The organism is Kribbella sp. NPDC051952 (assembly GCF_040680855.1).
GTDB lineage: Bacteria > Actinomycetota > Actinomycetes > Propionibacteriales > Kribbellaceae > Kribbella.
Genome location: NZ_JBFAXQ010000030.1, coordinates 1 through 15,279, shown reverse-complemented (window position 1 = coordinate 15,279; position 15,279 = coordinate 1). Strand labels below are relative to the sequence as shown.

Below are 15,279 nucleotides of genomic sequence, written 5' to 3'. Positions count from 1 at the left end.
AGGTCAAGTCGACAACACCCGGAGCAGAGCGCACAGGAAGCGCGAGTGAGTCTCGACAGACCGTGCTGAGCCTGCTCGCGCAAGACCGTGCTATTCGGTGCGGGCGGCTTCTACACAAGTTGACTGACAGACGATCAGTTTGCGGCGAAGGTGGCTAGGGATCATGCGACTGGCTGGGCGCCAGCCTCGTCAAGCATCACATCGGGGCCCGGACCGTTTCGGTCACCGTGTTGATAGGGCTCCACCACGTTGGACCGCTGGGCCATCGCCCGAAGGCTGCGACCAGGCGGTCGCGCTCACGGGCTGACCTCCAAGGAAATCTCGCGTTCGTCCGAGTTGTAGCTAGCGACCACCGTCCGCCAGCGCCGCCGCTACGCAACACCTTCTTTCGGCAATACAGACCCGAGAAGGCCTTCCCCCAGACCGAGGGCCTGAGCAAGCAAACCCTTATCGTCGACCCACAATTTGTCGCCAAGATGCTCGTACCAATTCATTTCCTTCGGCAGACGCTGCAAGGCGACTGTGTAGTGCGGATGCGCTCGTGATACCAGAGCGGTTTCCGTGAGGGCCCACTCAGCGCCAACCAGTTGGATGAGCTTTCGCATGGAGTACTCGCCACGCTTTCGGGCATTCAATCCAAAAGCATAAATATCAGCCAACCCCGCGAGCGTAGTTGCGCCGTGAAATTCGCCAACCGTCGGCCAAGAAGCAGTTAATCTCAGCCTACGGGCAATCTCAGTGAACGCATCTGATGGAGCGACACCAGGGCTCCACTCATAAACCATAATGTTCGCAGTGAATCCGTCGTCTATGGCTAACCGCAATACACCGTCCCGTACAAGGTAACGAACATAAAGCTCGCCACCGGCGACACCTACTCTGGCTCCATACGAACTCGCGATCAGCCAGTCCTGGGCGAACGCCACCGCTGCCTTCACGTCCTCCTGACTAGGTGCGGAGCGCAATGCCTCGAATAGTTCAGTCGCCCGGTCAGCGTCATCTGACAACCGGGTCTGAACGCCAGCATCGATCTCATCAAGCGTCTTTTTGAGCCGCTGTTGCGACGCATCGATCTCTGCTTCGACATCTTTGATCTGCCTATTAACCGATCGCTCAATCCTGCGAGTCAGATATATGATTGGCGCCAGAAGCATCACTGCCACGCCAGCATTGAGCAACATGTCTGACAGCCACTGCGAAACTTCTTGCGTCGCAAAAGAGGCGACGATGACAGTCACGCCGATGACCGTGGCTAATGCACCCCAGTGCTCTCGGATTGGAAGAGTCGACATTGGCAGCGATGGCACCTCTGTCTTTGATTCGGTTGCCTGAAGGCGACTCTTGGTTGATCCGGGATAAATACCATTCATGACTCCCCCAACATGGCTGTTGCATCGCAGACTGTCCGCCGACGGACAATCACCGCCGCAGCCGTGACGCTACATTGCGGGCGGGCGAGGCCGCCAGGTTCGACATAGGCCGTACCTCGGCTCCGAACGGCCCGAGGTTGCTGGCAGCCGGGGTCCGGCACGTGGCGCACTGGCCGATGCAGTCCGGCGTTCATCGAGCCCGCGGCTGCAGACCTCGGTACCTCACCCCCGCAGTTCGCTCTGCCCCACCCGATCGTGGAGTGACACCTTTTGGCCTGCACGGCGCAACCGGCGCCCGCAGCCCAGAGGTGCGCGCGGCGGAGATCGTCGACCGGAGGTCGCAAGGCTGGGCCGCGCTGCGCGCCGCTTCGGCGCGCCTTGATCCATAAGAGCCGTGTCCGGCAGGCTCGACGTGAACTCTACGCCGACAAGGGGCGTGTCCCCGACAGATCCACACGCGGCTCGGCTTGTCGGAGACCATGGCCCACTCATGGAACACTTTCTGGAACGAACTGGTGAGTAACAGAGTTGCCCGAGTCGAGAACGGGCGAACTCAGCGTGGGTCGTGAGGCTCAAATCGACCCCTGTCAATGCGGTCCGGCGGCCTTCTAAGCCGTTGGTCAGAGACTCGAATGCTGATCAGCCGCGAGGTGCTGACCTCTGTGACGTCTTTGGTGCCAACCTACGCGCGGCTAGAGACCGACAGGACGCCGACATCGAAGACAGGTCGGCTTTGACCGTGGCGGCTCAGTTGGTCCAAGCATTGCGGTCGACGAGGCCGGCGCTTAGCAAATGGGCGGTGAAAACTTGTTGACCACGCTGCTTATGCAACAGATTTATAAGACGGAACAGATTCTTACCCGACCGTGAGCGGATCGGCCTGAGCGCGATCAAAGGCCGGCGTCATCCATCCGCTTGAGCAGACTTGGCTTGCGGGCGTGATCGTGACGCAGCTGGCGTATGCGCGCGCGGAATTCTTCTCCATCGCCGCTGCGATCCTCCGCCGCCCGCAGCCGCTTGAGCTTAGTGACAGCCTCGTCGTACTGCCTGGGCCGACGGGTGCGAATGAGCGCCGCGATGTCGTCCCAGGCGTCGCCCGGTTGGCCAGCAACGTCGCTCGGCGCGTCCAGCTCGTGAATAGTCAGCCCCAGCAGCAACAGCGGCCGCGGGAGCGCGGCTGTGGGCTGGAAGCTGCGCTTCTGGGATTCAACGTCCCATCGACCGAGATCGAGGATCCGCCCCCACGGCAGCGACCACCGGACATAGCGGACCGGCGGGCATCCTTCGAGAGTGTTGACGTGTAGGCGGCCGTAACCGAGAAGTGCGCCGAACGGCGATTGGATACAGCTCACGTCGGCGATGTCGGCGAGCGGCACCTCGACGCGGAGCGGGTCATTTCCAGTCGTGCTCCGACCGAACCGGTCCGCGATGATGAGTCGTTGGTCGGTGATGATAAAGAACCTCTTGCGCCAGTCCAGGAACCAGACAAGTAGCCAGGCAGCGCTGGCCAGCAGCGGCACCACCACGACGACGACTTGTGGGCGTGCCCCTGTTACTACCAGGCAGCAGAGCAGTCCGGCCAGCCCGGCGGTGACCAGTGCGGCCGGAGCCAGCCGCGCCAAGTGCAGGCGTGTCATGGCGACGCCGACCTCGCTATCTCGCAACAGCCGGCCGGCCTCCAGGTCGTGCCACGCAAAGTCCTCCAGGTCGTCTCCGATGTTGAGGCGCTTGCCCACGAATCGCCGCGCAGCCGACGCCGAAATAAATCTCCGTCGAATCCTCGCTTGCAGCCGGACGGACAGGTTCAGCTGGTCGACCCGCGCTACAAGTGCATCCGCGTGATGCATCGCCGCGCGGGTCTCGTCGTCCGCCACCAGGTCGCCGACTGCACGCCTGCGGTCCAAGCGTGCAGGTAGACCAGAGTCGCGGAACCGTTGTGTGTTCCACTGCACATGCTCAACCATCAGCCCAGCCGCCCGCGCCTCCCTACCCGCCGCGTGCACCCTCTCGACGGACACCAACCACCGCGACAAGCGCGCGATGAATGCAGCGGTGCTCCCTGTCCGGTACGGAAACTTCGCCGCCAGGTGTTCCTGAAGGCGCACGTGTCGGAACTGGTATACGGCACCGATCTGCCGGAGCACGCCGTGCTCGTGTGCCGTTGACAAGAAGGCCATTGTGCGCCACGGCAGATGGCCAGTCATGGCGAGCCAGAACCGCGCGCCGGCATAGGACTGGCTCGCGTTGTGATCCGGACTAATGGCTGGGGTGCCGAGAGTGAGTCGCAAAAGAATCGCGAACATTGCGTAACCCAGGTAGGCCCCCGCCACCCACTGGCCGCCGATCAATCCAAGGAGTACAACGGTTCGCGTGGTCTGATAGACAACCTTCAGGTGAAAGGCTTGGCGGTCCAGGCGCAGGACTTCGGGCGAGCTAACGGCGCGGGAGACATCGACGGGCTCGGCGACCGGCGGTGTCCAGGTTGTCACCGCGAACAGCAGCACCCATGGCACCAGTGTCAAGAGCGACTCCCCGGCGAACGCTCGCTCGACCGCGTCGCGGTCCGCGGACACCGCGACGGTCAGCACAAGCCCGCCTACCAGAAGCAGCAGGACGATGAACCCAAGGACCTGTTCGGTGATTGCGCGGAGCAAGCGGAGCGGCCGTACTCGCACCGCGACGGGTTGTCCGTCCACGTTGGCTGGGTGGGTACTGAAGTCGATGAGGGCGACAGCTGCAGCGAGGAGGCCGAGGCCTAGTACAAGCCAGGACGCGATGCCGGGTCGAATGGCCGAGAAGACATCATCGACGAGGTCGTTGGGCCAACCCGTTCCGTCGAAGAAGGCGTCAAGGACCGGGGCCAGGAGCTGCCCGACGGGGCCGCCGAGGAAAACCTCGAGCAGGCTGCGTTCGCCGCCGTTTTGGCCGGCGAAGGTGCCATCACGCCAGTACCCGTGCTGTGCGAGCAGCCAGACAAGGGCTACCCAAGCGGCCGTGACCCGCAGCGCAACTCGAATTCCAACAGCGATCGGGAGCCAGCCGCGCAGCGCGCGGGGGAGCCGCCACCATGCCACCTCCGGCGGACCGGCGCGCTGAAGGTGCGCGGCCAAAAAGGCGAGCCAGCGCTCGGCACGCCGCCCGCGCAGCTCTCGTCCATACAACGCCGGCACGAGAGCATCGAGCAGATGCGCCTCGAGCTGCGTACGTACCCAGTGGTCAGCGGCAAGCTCGGCTGGGTCGGAGTCCGGCGGGCCGTAGACCTTCCGAGCCAGCCATAACAGAAGTGGGTTGGTAAGGACCGTGCCGAGTGGACCATCGGGCTCGCAAGCCAAGCGCTCAAAGACTGGCCTCCAGCGCTCCGGGCGGCCGGTCGCCTCTTCGAGATAGCGCTCGGCCTCCGGTAGTTGCAGCGGGCGCAGCTCGAGAACCGCGGCTATAGAGACCGCGCGGCCTCCAGCGACCGCAACGCGGTATTCCTCCGGCCGGCTGGCCAACACCAGCGGCTGATTGGAACCGTGCGCGTTGACTGCCGCGAGGGCCCGCTGCCGCAACGCCGGTGGGAGTTCGTCGAACCCGTCAAGGAGCGGCAGAATTCTGCCCTGCATCAGCAGGGCGTCGGCGAGCGAGACCGTATCCCCTGTCGCCAGCCGCACGGGATCAGCGAGCCCCGGATTCTTACTAGCTAACTGGCCAGCAAGCCAGTCATCCAACATATCGTCGGGATTCCAGGTCGCCATCGAGACGATCACTGGCACCGGCTCACCCGGTCGGCGGGTTTTCAACAGATCGTGGGCAAGTCGAGCGAGCAGCATAGACTTGCCGGCACCTCCGGGACCTAGGACAACCAGTCGGCGAGCACGGAGCCGGTCGAACACCTGCAGGATTTGCTCATAGTGCCCGTCGAGGCCTTCCTGCGACTGCGAAGTGACGTCCCAGCGGATTGGCAACGGATTAGGGTTATAGATCTCGCGTAGTTTCTCCTCCTTGTCGAGCTGGTGGCGCAGCGTCATCGCGAGGCGCTCCATCTCCCCCGGCACATCGGGGTCAGCTAGCGGTGCTCGTGACAGCATCCGAACGACCCGACGAAATGCCGGCCAGAGGACCGCTACCCCGACGGCGAGCAGGAATGAGCCGACGCTGGAAGCCTTATCCGACCACTCAAGGCCCTTGCCAGTCGCGAGTGGGACCAGCAGATAGGCGCCGATGGCCAATAGAATGGCGAGCAGTGCTATCGCGCCGAGTCGTATCACGAACCCGCGGCGTACCCCGTCACGACGGATCAGCAAAGCTATTCCCCCCGGATCAGCCTCGAGCCTTAGACAGCCACTCTCACCAAGCGGCTACACAGTCGCGAAGTTGGCGACAGCGGGTTCGGCTGGCAACCGCTCATGCACTAGTATCCCGCAATTTCGACCGGTTGCTCATCGCCGAGCTCCGAAATGAAGTCGGAACCAGCTACAGCCGGAGAGCTTGGCTGCCAGACGCTGGAGGTAGGTCACCGCGTCCTGGCGACGACTGGCTGCGCCGAAGGAGTCGAGGCGGAGCTCCTCACTTCGCCAGATGGCCAGCGCACTAAGCTCGCCTGGACCATCACGTCTCGGAGTGGCATCAAGTACTCAAGCCCTCCCTTGACCGCCGGGTCTGCACGTGAAAGTAGATGAGGCTCGGGTCTCGTTCAGTCGGTCGAGGAGTGTCTTGGGTCCTCCGGCTGCCCGGTCCTGAATTCCTGATCGATGCAGGGAGAGGTGGCCCGCCGGGTTGACCCGGATCATCGTGCTCGCTCCGTGCTCGGCATCCGGCGTTCGTAAGTGGTCGGCGTCGACGACGACGGTGTCTGCGGTGAACTGCCGGCGTGCTTCAGATGCGGACGCCGCCGGTGCCTCGCCGGTCTGGTTGGCGCTGCTTCCATACAGAAAGGGGAAGCGGTGCCACAACGACGCCAGTGGAGCCCAGGATCCATCGAAGAAGGCCAGCCAGCCGTCCTGCGCGGCCGGCGACAGCCACTCGGGAACCGCGACACCTGTCCGGATCGGCGCGAGTACGGAGATTCGCTCGCCGAGGGCGAAGTCGATGACTGCGATCTTGTTGTCCTGAACATCGAGAACCCGAAAGACCTGTTGTCGGGTGGGGGCAGAGTGGACCGAGATCGCGACTGCTTGGTCGACGGGGCGTTGTTTCAGAAGGTTTACCGCGTGGGCGTCACGTGCGACTACGCCGTACGTCATCGGACTCGGGTTGGCGACCACGACGGCGCCATCACCGTCCAGCACCTCGATCGCCCGAGTCAGCGTCCGCTCGAATCCCACCGACGATCTGTTCTGCATCTGCCAAGTATCGGCCCTACTTCGGTCAGGCTGGAGCGCGGCCGCACGGGCAACGTCATCACCTCGGACCAGCACGCCGCCCTGCCACACCGATGTACGGACGCTGGTTCGGCAGCGCCACCGTGATGCCCTCGGAGCCTTCCGCCCGCCGCGCACGGAACAGGAAGGGTGATGAGTCCGGCGTTGGCGGCGTGGTTCGAGGAGTTGCTGCCGGCGGTCCGGATGGGGTCGCAGATCCGTGCGCTGCGCAGTTGCTAAGGAACGTCACCATTTCGGGGTGTGTGCCGCGATCAGCCGGTGCCCAATTCGCACCAGCTCGGCGCGTACGGACGCCGGTTCGAGCACTTGCACGCCTTCACCGAGGTAGATCAACTCGCAGGCGGCCTCCCGGACCGAGCTGAAGGTCGCTGTGAATCGGCGCGTCGCACCAGCTTCGCCGTCGGTCGGTCGGAGCTGGGTATCTTCGGAAAGTGCCAAGGTGATTCGGCCGAGATCCTCTGAGCGAACTTGGAACTCGACCTCAACGCTAGTGCTGGAGCAGGGCACTCGGCGGCGGGTGACGTCCTCCCAGGCCCGGATGAGGTCGAAGTCGTCCGGCCGCTCGACGGCGTCGGAGGTGGCGTCGGCGTTGGTGGCCCAGGAGACACGAAAGGTTCGCAGACCCGCGTCCGCACCGGCAACGAGGTACCAGATGGCGTTTTTTGAAACCAGTCCGTACGGATGAACGCGGTGGATCGCCGTATCGGCTCCTGGTGGAGCGTAGGTGAGGTCAACCTGGACTCCGGCGATAACGGCGTCCCGCAACGGCACTAGCGTGGCGGGCGCGGGTTGTGCGGTTCGGCCCCATCGGGTGGGGTCGATGTGAATGGCCTGTCGAGTCCGGTCGGCATGCTCCCGGGTGGTCGCAGGGAGGGCTTCGAGCAGCTTCCGGACTGCCGAGGTGACCCCCTGTTCCAGCCCGAGGCCGGCCAGCAGCTCCGGCCCGGTCACCAGGAACAGTGCTTGCGCCTCCTGCGCGGTCAGCGCCGAAAGGTTGATCGCAGGACCGTCCAGCAACGCCCATCCACCACCGCGGCCGCGTTCGGAATACAGCGGCAGGCCGGAGAGCAGCAACGCGTCCAGGTCACGGCGGATCGTTCGCTCGGATACATCGAGGCGCCGCGCCAGCTCAGGCGCGGTCAGCTTTCTGTGAGCTTGCAGCAGCAGCGCGATGGCCACCAGACGCTCGGCGCGCATAATCGCAAATTAGCAGAAAAACAGGACATACAGGTGGCCGGTTATGTTTCGTACGGTCTCACACATGTCCGAGCGATCCGGCAGGACATCACGGCGGGGAGAAGGAGACAACCCATGACCACACAGGTGCTGACCGGGGAGCAGATCGCCGCAGCGGATCTCGACGGCTGGGCCCTGCTGCTGTCGTTCGGGCAGGGCGGCCTGGAAACACGCATTCACACCGAGAGTTTCCCCCAAGGGCTGCGGCTCGTGGAATCGATCGGGCAGGCTGCCGAGGCTCTCGGTCATCAGGCAGAGCTCGATCTGCGGGCCTTTCAGGTCGATGTCCGGCTGGCCAGGCGAGATCGCGGCGGCGTGACCGAAACCGACGTGACCTTGGCGCGTCAAATCACCGACATCGTCGCCGCCGCCGGCGCTGAACTCGAATGCAGCAGCCTCACCCGAATCGAAATCGGCCTGGACACGCCGGCCTACGACAAGATCGCACCGTTCTGGTCAGCTGTGCTCGACTCCCAGCACGTCATCGGCACCGAGGACTGGGGCGATGTCGGCGATCCCCGGACCGGACTACCCATGATCTGGTTCCGGACCGCAGATACTCGATCAATACAGCGCACCTGGCATCCGCACATTTGGGTCGACCCAGCGCAGGTGCGACCACGGATCGACGCGGCGTTGGCCGCCGGCGGCACACTCGTCAGCGACCAGGGCGCGCCGTCGGCCTGGGTGCTGTCCGACCCCGACGGCAACCACCTTTACCTGTGCACCTGGCAACCCGGCGACAGTTCGCTGTGCGATTCGCAATATCGACCCGGGGGAGTTAACTGGATCGACCGCAGCTGATTCAGAGCGGCCTCGGCATCGGTCGACGCAAACTGTCCAGCGGAGCCAACTGGGTCAATACGTCGCGACAGATGGCGTGAATGGCCACGGCCGTCCTGGCTCGGGGTGATGTGTGCGGCTCCCAACGCACGCGCCCGACTCGGATGCGGCTGTTGCTGAGGATTACTGGCGATCGGCTGACCCGCCAGCTGGCGGTATCTTCATCGAACCGGATGCTTTCGGGTCTGACGGTGGCCGGTTCCACCTGGCCGATTCGCGCCGACCGCAGGACAGTGACGATCGGATGATCGGATGAGAACACCCACTTATCGCGCTCCCTTGCGTTCGCGCCGAGACGACGTCCCCGACGGCGTGGTCATCGACCGTGCACTGACCCTCGGGCTTTGTGGCCTCGGCGGTCGCCTCGACCCTCCACCGCACGATCTCGACGAGGCTCTTCGCGCGACCGCTCACAGGTACGACGACCGCGCGGCTCGCCGCCTGTGGAGATTCACCGAGGTTCCGGACGGTGCCTTCGTCTGGGCTCGTGAGCCGGACGGCCTCTTCCACCTCGGTCGGCTCACCGGCCCTTGGCGTTACGACCTGGACCCCGCAGCCGTCGCCGTGGATCTTGTTCATGTCCGTGATTGCCAGTGGCTGCCGGAGCCGTTTCCGGTGACCGCCGTGCCCAGCGGGACGGCGTACACGTTCTCGCGGGGTGGGCGGAACTTCCAACGCATCCATGACGCTGTCACCGAAGAGCGCACGGCCGAGCTCTGGGAGTCACGGATGTAGGGCGTCGAAGGTGTTGAGGGCGGTGGCTGAGCGGGCCGCGATTTGGATCGGGGCGTCGGTCCATTGCCAGAGCGACGAGGTGCGGGTGAAGTTGATGTGGCCTCGGGTGCCGTCGATGGAGATGTCTGCCCAGCGTCTGTCGGTACGCAGGTATTCGGCCAGAACGCGGATCGCGTCGTAGCCCTCCAGCGCGACGAATGACGGCGGCTCAGGCAGCAGTTCGCGCAAGGCCGCGGTGACTCGATCGCCGAGAGGGGTAAGGGTCTCGGGCAGGTATCGCAGGAAGGGGATGTCGGCGCGTAGTGGTGTGGCCCACTCGGCGAACTCGGGCTGACCTGCTGGCGCGCCGATCAAGATCTCGGCCGTGCGGGGGTCACGACGGACTGAATCGACGATCGACAGCGCTGGTTCGGGGTGGCCGGTCAGGAGCAGGAGCACCGTCGCATCGGTCTGCGCGATGTCGTCACAAACGTTGTCGGCGCTGACCTCGAGGATCGTGCCGCCCTGTGAGCTGAGTCGGTCCCGCACGATCTGGATACCTGCTGCCCAGTACGGACTCGCCTGAGCAACTACCGCGACTCGGTGGTGTCCCGCGGCGAGCAAGAAATCGGCGTACGCACGCCAACCGCGCGACTGCGGAGGAGACAGGCGTGCGACCCAATCGGTCGGCTCGTCGGTCAGCGCGTCCAGTACTGCTGACGAACACAGGAACGGCAGCCCGAGATCACTTGCTCGCGAAGCTACCGCGCGAGCGACGACGCTGTGGTATTCGCCCACCAAGGCAGCCACGTGCTGGCCGGCCAGCTCGTCCACGGCCGCCACGGCACGATCCGGATTCGCGGCGGTGTCTCGAACGATCAGTTCCAGCGACGAGTCGGCAGAGTTGGCATCGCGCACACCAAGCTCCAAGCCTGCGAGCAGGTGGCGACCCGCCTGGGTCCAGCCGGGAGCAGTCAACGGAACAAGAGCGCCAATCGTGACCATGCGGTCATTACAGCCCGACGCAAGGTCATCGACCGAGCACGCGTTCTCGGGCCGTCTGACCGCCGTTCCGACGGGCGTCCTAGTGCATGCCGTGCTCGCAGGACGAGCACCAAACTAGTCCCGCGTGTCCTCCAGCTACGGAGCCTTCTCCCCGGCGTTCATGTGGCGAAGGCCGTCCTCACCTGGCCTGTGGTCACCACGACGTCGCTGCGCTCTGACTCCGCCGGTGCTGACGTCCTCGGGAGTGTGAACCGGTTCTGGCTAGTCTCGGCTCGTGCCCTTCGACCTGCAGCCGACGCTCTGCGGCGACCTCGTCGGCGCCAGGCCACTGCGCCGGACCGACTTCGACAGCCTCTACGAGGTCGCATCGGATCCGCTCATCTGGGCGCAGCATCCGGTCAAGAACCGCTACCAACGGGACGTGTTCACGCGCTTCTTCGACGAGTCGATGGCGTCTGGTGGCGCCTTGGTGGTCACCTCCGCCGCCGGAGCGATGATCGGATCGTCGCGGTTCCACGGGTACGACGAGGGACGCAGCGAGATCGAGATCGGGTGGACGTTCCTGGCCAGGGCGTCCTGGGGTGGACCGGCGAACGGCGAGCTCAAGTCGCTCATGATCGACCACGCCTTCCGGTTCGTGGACCGGGTCGTCTTCCTGGCTGCTTTCGACAATCGACGGTCTGAACGTGCCCTCGAGAAGATCGGGGCGATGCGCGCGGGCACCCGACCTGACGCGGCCGGCAACGAGAGCACGCTGTTCGAACTTCGCCGCCCCATCTCAGCGTCCTAGCCCGCGACCGCCGAGCCGGTCGCGGCCTAGCTGAGGAGGCGTAGCGCGGCGAGGGCGTAGGCGCGTGCCGCGGTGACGAGTCCGGCGGAACTTGGCTTGTGATTTGTGGCCTCGACATCTCATACCTCCAACCGGGGTGATGGTTGGCTGCTCAACGCCGACAACTCCGACGCGATCACCAAGCGCCCTCTGGCCGACGATCATCGCGATTGCGGGGCTCCGTCGTCGTCCGGGGTGTCGAAGGGACCTGACGCGCCAACCCGCCAGGCGAGCGCCTGGTGGTGGGGAGCCGCCGACGTTCAAACTCCGAGCCAGACTTTGGCCGGGTGGGCCCGGGCGGCTGCCGTGCAAGCTCCGCAGCCGTGCGTTCGCTGCAAACTCCCGCAGGTCACGCGTGGAGACCGCTCTGCGGGTCGGGAATGCCCGCCCAGCGCCGAGAGCGCCGAGAGCGTAGTCTCAGAGGGCAGTGTGCGATTGGCAGTGAACCGTGAGCAGTGAGCTCGCGGCCTGCAGGCAGCGCGCATTGTCGATGAGAGGGAAGCTGATGAATGAGCTACCCACACCTTCGGCGCGGCCCGATGATTCAGGCAGAGCAGATAAGCGCGAGCACGACGCCGACTCGAGAGATGCGGCGTTGGACACGCGGGAGAGAGCGGCGGACGCCAGGGAGTCCGCCCAGGCGGGCAGTGACCAGGCGAATCAAGCCATCCTTGCGGCCGCCGACGAGCGCGACAAGGCGGCTGACGTCCGCGATGCGCTGGCCGATGAGCGTGACAGGGCTGCCAGCCTGGACTCATTTCTTCGTGACGCTGACTACGGCCCTGGACACAAGGCAAGGATGTCAGCCGGCATGGACCGGGTGGATTCGAAGGACGACCGAATCTCGGCCGCCGATGACCGTAGCAATCTGACCCGAAACAGCCGGGAGCGGTCCGAGCTCGACGATGACTAGCTTCGCCGGGCAGACACAGGAACCGGTCGAAACTCCCCGGAACCCGGTGCGGTTGTCCCGGCTTTGGCTGCGGCTTTCACTGACCGCGGCACTGCTCGCGGGAGCGGGTAGCGTCGCGGGGCTGGCGGCTCCCGGCGTCATCTACGACCAGGAGACGGTCGCGCTTGCTGATTCCTCCACGGCGCAGGACATCGTCAATCTCTTTCTCGTCGCACCGCTGATGGCTGGGCTTGCGGTGTGGGCGTCGCGCGGGTCCCTGCGGGCCTACCTATGCTGGTTCGGCTTCGTGGCGTTCACCGTCTACAACTACGTCATTTACACCTTTTCGATCCATTTCGGACCGCTGTTTCTGATCTGGGTCGCCGTTCTCGGTCTGTCGCTGTTCGCGTTGATCGGCGGCCTGACAACACTGGACACTGCATCGGTCAAAGCGAGGTTCGGAGCTAGAAGCGCGCCGCTGCAGGCCTGGTTTCTGATCGCGGTCGCGGCGCTGTTCGCGCTCCTTTGGCTGAGCGAGATCGTGCCAGACCTGCTGGTAGGAGACCCGTCCACCAGCGCGAGTGACATGAATGTCCCGACCAACCCGGTGCATGTGCTGGATCTGGCCTTCTTCCTTCCCGCTGCCTTGGTCAGTGGCGTGTTGGTGCTGCGCCGCCACCCGCTTGGCTACGCCACCGTTGCCGGCCAGCTCAGCTGGGTCGCCCTGATATGCCTGCCGATTCTGGTCACCCCGCTCGTGGCAAACAGCCGCGGCCACCAACCCGGCTGGACAGTCATGGTCCCCGTGGGTTTCCTTTTCGTCCTCACACTCACGGTTCTGGTGCTTCTTCTGCGGAGGCAAGGCCCGCCCGGTCACGGTGCTTAGTCGACGTGCGAGGTGCTCTCCGTTACTGTCCGGCGAGGTTGGCCACGACCGGTGCGAGTGTGTCGGCGAAGTTGGCGCCGACGACGAAGTAGGAGAAGCCGATCTCGTCGCGACGTCGTTGGATTCTTCGGCTGCTGCCGCGGGGTCACTGGAGGATACGGCTCACTCATCACGTGACGTCCCGGGTGTCGTCGCCATTGTGCGGGCGCAGGTTGGGGCAAGCACGGCATGCCCCGGTGGAGCAAGATTTGGGCTGAAGTAGGACGGGTTCCTTCACTGAGCCTGTCAAGTTGTGTTCGCCTCACCTGCCGGACGCGGCGCGGGCGGGCAGCTGTTGTCGAGGACGGCGCTTTGATGTCTACGGCAGCGGCCAGCGGGTGAGGATCAGCCAGTCGGCTTCGTCTGCCAAGGACAGGCCATCGGCTCGGGCGAGGTCGGCGATCAGCCGGGTCGCTTCGGCCGGGCTGATTCGGTATCGCTCGAGCAAGATGCCTTGGGCAATAGCGATCGTTGTGTGGCAGTCGAGATCCATGGTGCAGCCTCACTCCCCGAGGCGAGGATGTTCGGTGGGCCAGGCCGGCGGGGCTTTGCTACTGGGCAGCGCCCCGGCGGATCCCTGGTCGGGCCCTAGCCCTGTTCCCGCTTCTGCTCGTTGATACGCAGTGCTTCGGCGAGTTGGTCTTCCAAGATGATGATCCGGCAGGCCGCTTCGAGGGCGGTGCCTTGGTCGACGAGCTCACGGGCGCGGGCGGCCAGGCGGAGCTGGTAGCGGGAGTAGCGGCGATGACCGCCCTCGGAGCGTTGCGGGGTGATCAGCTTCGCCTCGTCGAGGCTGCGCAGAAATCCTGGCGTGGTACCGAGCATCTCCGCCGCGCGGCCCATGGTGAAGGCGGGATAGTCATCATCGTCGAAGTGGGCCTGCCCGGCAGGCTGGGGTGAACTCATCGGGGTCTCCGTGTGCAGGTCTGGGGTCATCGAACCTCCATGCCGAAGGGCCCCGGTGCCGAAGCACCGGGGCCCAGGGTTGTTGGATTGTCACCATCTACCAGCCGTAAGGCCGGCCTTGCATGTCCGCAGCGCGCCACGTGAAGGCTGTCACTGCAGGGATCGCTGAATGCGTAACCGAAGACCACCTTCCCATCCGATGGAGCTACGGCACCCGCCCGGCGAAATGCTGGCACTGGCGGGCGATCCGACGGTGTAATCCCTTCCCTTCTCTCTCGAACAACAACTACTTACTGCTACCTCAACTACAAACAGCAACTACTACTGCTGGTACGGAACTGCGACTTCAACCGCTGACTACAACTGCGAACTGCAACAGCTACTTCCAACCGTCAAGCCCGGAACCCCTTCCGACCACTGGCTCCAGTGACTCTGACCGGATCCTGGCGGGAACCCGAGCCCTTTCACTGATCGGCCCGGCGGAATCCGCCGTCGTACGTACTTCGCAATCACACTCTTGGACAGAACGGTAGCTGTCCAAGTCAGCTTCGCTGTTCTTCTCTGTCAACACGAGGAACACTACACACTTCGCAGCCGAATGTCTAACTCCATCACCACAGATATTGGGGGTGCCGCGGGAGAGGTTCGAACTGCTAGCGCTAGGTGGCGTGCCTGGCTGTGCGGTGAGGGCATGCGGTCGGGATGGTGGGCATGCCGCGGTTGACTGCGCGGTGGGAGTCGGGAATCTCTAGGCGTCTGACGAGTTGGCGGCTTGGCGGTGGAGGCGCCGGCGGTGTGCTTGATCTTGGTTAGGACGGCGTCGACGCGTGGGGTGGTGGCTTCGCTGATGCGGAGTTCGCCTAGGGCGGGGCGGACGTGGTTCTTGATGACGCGGCGGTAGGTGTCGAGCGAGGTAGGTGAACGCTTCCCGTCGGCGACTAGCCCTTCGAACCTCTTCTCCCAGAGGTCCAGGACGTGGGTGATCTTGTGCATGGCGCCGAGTTCGGCGGACTGGCTGGTGCGTGCGCGATTCGGCTTGCCGTTCGTGCTGGTCTTGATGACCTTGGTGGAGATACGTCCCCAGTTGCCGATGGGCAGAGGTTGCCTCGACATGTCACGCCCCAACCGGTGTGATGGTTGGCTGCTCAACGCAGACCGAAGCCGCAGACCAGAGAGAATGGCAACGCTGCGAAGGG

At 64.5% G+C, this 15,279-nt stretch carries 13 protein-coding genes; 5 read left to right on the top strand and 8 right to left on the bottom strand.

Features of this window, described 5'->3' with window-relative positions; genetic code table 11:
* Positions 1–371 precede the first annotated feature (371 nt).
* The 4 genes from AB0L70_RS35745 to AB0L70_RS35730 all read right to left on the bottom strand — a co-directional run bounded on the left by AB0L70_RS35745 (position 372) and on the right by AB0L70_RS35730 (position 7,930).
* Positions 372–1,238 carry a hypothetical protein gene (locus AB0L70_RS35745; RefSeq protein ID WP_363691257.1) on the bottom strand — a complete coding sequence of 289 codons (867 nt, stop codon included), beginning with the start codon at positions 1,236–1,238 and terminating at the stop codon, positions 372–374.
* A gap of 1,022 nt (positions 1,239–2,260) precedes the next feature.
* Positions 2,261–5,656: an NACHT domain-containing protein gene (locus AB0L70_RS35740; protein WP_363691256.1), complete on the bottom strand. Its 3,396-nt coding sequence runs from the start codon at positions 5,654–5,656 to the stop codon at positions 2,261–2,263.
* Between the two features lie 330 nt (positions 5,657–5,986).
* Positions 5,987–6,694, bottom strand: a complete 708-nt coding sequence (locus tag AB0L70_RS35735) for a Sua5/YciO/YrdC/YwlC family protein (RefSeq protein ID WP_363691255.1) — start codon at positions 6,692–6,694, stop codon at positions 5,987–5,989.
* Positions 6,695–6,958: 264 nt separating this feature from the next.
* Positions 6,959–7,930, bottom strand: a complete 972-nt coding sequence (locus tag AB0L70_RS35730; protein ID WP_363691254.1) for a WYL domain-containing protein — start codon at positions 7,928–7,930, stop codon at positions 6,959–6,961.
* Positions 7,931–8,044: 114 nt separating this feature from the next.
* Here AB0L70_RS35730 and AB0L70_RS35725 point away from each other — a divergent pair, with 114 nt between their 5' ends.
* Both AB0L70_RS35725 and AB0L70_RS35720 read left to right on the top strand, forming a co-directional pair.
* The gene (locus tag AB0L70_RS35725) at positions 8,045–8,773 is read left to right on the top strand and encodes a VOC family protein (protein WP_363691253.1); all 729 of its coding nucleotides are present in this window, start codon (positions 8,045–8,047) and stop codon (positions 8,771–8,773) included.
* 291 nt (positions 8,774–9,064) lie between these two features.
* Positions 9,065–9,547: a GAF domain-containing protein gene (locus tag AB0L70_RS35720; protein WP_363691252.1), complete on the top strand. Its 483-nt coding sequence runs from the start codon at positions 9,065–9,067 to the stop codon at positions 9,545–9,547.
* On the opposite strand, the gene AB0L70_RS35715 is transcribed toward AB0L70_RS35720, so the two are convergent.
* The gene (locus AB0L70_RS35715) at positions 9,536–10,531 is read right to left on the bottom strand and encodes an ABC transporter substrate-binding protein (RefSeq protein WP_363691251.1); all 996 of its coding nucleotides are present in this window, start codon (positions 10,529–10,531) and stop codon (positions 9,536–9,538) included. The genes AB0L70_RS35720 and AB0L70_RS35715 overlap by 12 nt on opposite strands.
* A 274-nt stretch (positions 10,532–10,805) precedes the next feature.
* Between AB0L70_RS35715 and AB0L70_RS35710 the strand changes: the two genes are divergently transcribed.
* The 3 genes from AB0L70_RS35710 (at position 10,806) to AB0L70_RS35700 (ending at position 13,138) form a co-directional block, all read left to right on the top strand.
* Entirely contained in the window at positions 10,806–11,321 is a 516-nt protein-coding gene (locus AB0L70_RS35710) for a GNAT family N-acetyltransferase (RefSeq protein ID WP_363691250.1), read from the top strand.
* A 487-nt stretch (positions 11,322–11,808) separates the two neighbouring features.
* Complete coding sequence (locus tag AB0L70_RS35705; protein ID WP_363691249.1) at positions 11,809–12,273, top strand: hypothetical protein; 465 nt, start codon at positions 11,809–11,811, stop codon at positions 12,271–12,273.
* Positions 12,266–13,138: a hypothetical protein gene (locus AB0L70_RS35700; protein WP_363691248.1), complete on the top strand. Its 873-nt coding sequence runs from the start codon at positions 12,266–12,268 to the stop codon at positions 13,136–13,138. The genes AB0L70_RS35705 and AB0L70_RS35700 overlap by 8 nt, the downstream gene beginning before the upstream one ends.
* A gap of 358 nt (positions 13,139–13,496) precedes the next feature.
* Here the strand turns inward: AB0L70_RS35700 and AB0L70_RS35695 are convergent, their stop codons facing one another.
* The 3 genes from AB0L70_RS35695 to AB0L70_RS35685 all read right to left on the bottom strand — a co-directional run bounded on the left by AB0L70_RS35695 (position 13,497) and on the right by AB0L70_RS35685 (position 15,196).
* Positions 13,497–13,670 (bottom strand): ANTAR domain-containing protein, encoded by a 174-nt coding sequence (locus AB0L70_RS35695; RefSeq protein ID WP_363691247.1) that lies wholly within the window; start codon positions 13,668–13,670, stop codon positions 13,497–13,499.
* A 95-nt stretch (positions 13,671–13,765) separates the two neighbouring features.
* Positions 13,766–14,083 (bottom strand): MerR family transcriptional regulator, encoded by a 318-nt coding sequence (locus AB0L70_RS35690; protein WP_363691246.1) that lies wholly within the window; start codon positions 14,081–14,083, stop codon positions 13,766–13,768.
* 579 nt (positions 14,084–14,662) lie between these two features.
* Positions 14,663–15,196, bottom strand: coding sequence for a hypothetical protein (locus AB0L70_RS35685; RefSeq protein WP_363691245.1), 534 nt, complete (start codon positions 15,194–15,196; stop codon positions 14,663–14,665).
* Positions 15,197–15,279 lie beyond the last annotated feature (83 nt).

What these genes read in the sequence shown, in the direction of transcription:
- AB0L70_RS35735 (WP_363691255.1), bottom strand. Translation starts at nt 6,694, where the DNA reads ATGCAGAACAGATCGTCGGTGGGATTCGAGCGGACGCTGACTCGGGCG.
- AB0L70_RS35730 (WP_363691254.1), bottom strand. Translation starts at nt 7,930, where the DNA reads ATGCGCGCCGAGCGTCTGGTGGCCATCGCGCTGCTGCTGCAAGCTCAC.
- AB0L70_RS35725 (WP_363691253.1), top strand. Translation starts at nt 8,045, where the DNA reads ATGACCACACAGGTGCTGACCGGGGAGCAGATCGCCGCAGCGGATCTC.
- AB0L70_RS35720 (WP_363691252.1), top strand. Translation starts at nt 9,065, where the DNA reads ATGAGAACACCCACTTATCGCGCTCCCTTGCGTTCGCGCCGAGACGAC.
- AB0L70_RS35715 (WP_363691251.1), bottom strand. Translation starts at nt 10,531, where the DNA reads ATGGTCACGATTGGCGCTCTTGTTCCGTTGACTGCTCCCGGCTGGACC.
- AB0L70_RS35700 (WP_363691248.1), top strand. Translation starts at nt 12,266, where the DNA reads ATGACTAGCTTCGCCGGGCAGACACAGGAACCGGTCGAAACTCCCCGG.
- AB0L70_RS35695 (WP_363691247.1), bottom strand. Translation starts at nt 13,670, where the DNA reads ATGGATCTCGACTGCCACACAACGATCGCTATTGCCCAAGGCATCTTG.
- AB0L70_RS35690 (WP_363691246.1), bottom strand. Translation starts at nt 14,083, where the DNA reads ATGAGTTCACCCCAGCCTGCCGGGCAGGCCCACTTCGACGATGATGAC.
- AB0L70_RS35685 (WP_363691245.1), bottom strand. Translation starts at nt 15,196, where the DNA reads ATGTCGAGGCAACCTCTGCCCATCGGCAACTGGGGACGTATCTCCACC.